General features: G+C 65.6%; 1 protein-coding gene. It reads right to left on the bottom strand.

The features are described 5' to 3' along the window. The coding region (locus PZH32_RS12860; protein WP_275208644.1) for a hypothetical protein at window positions 1-302 on the bottom strand (302 nt) is incomplete at both ends.

The following is a 302-nucleotide window of genomic DNA, read 5'->3' as shown; positions in this document are numbered from 1 at the left end:
GAAGGACTGGGTGTCATGCTTCCAGTTGACCACGTCGGTGACGACCGAGTCGCTGGTAGCGAGCGAAGCCGTGGAGCCCGCGCCCGGACGCGCCATGACCGTCAGAGAACGGCCACCGTGACCGCCCTGGCCGCCCTGGGAGCTGCCGGAACCGGCCGCCTGGAGGGACGTGGCTACGTCATAGCCCACCACGACTTCCTTGTCGTCGTAGTCGCCGTCGGTGGGATCGAGCACCTTCTGGATTTCAGTCTTGAGGGTGCCATCGTCCTGCACGGTGCAGAGCGTAATGCCCGTTACCGTGG

Origin of the sequence: Adlercreutzia equolifaciens (assembly GCF_029076695.1) — a bacterium.
Classification (GTDB): Bacteria; Actinomycetota; Coriobacteriia; order Coriobacteriales; family Eggerthellaceae; genus Adlercreutzia; species Adlercreutzia equolifaciens_A.
This window is presented reverse-complemented; position numbering and strand designations above follow the sequence as displayed.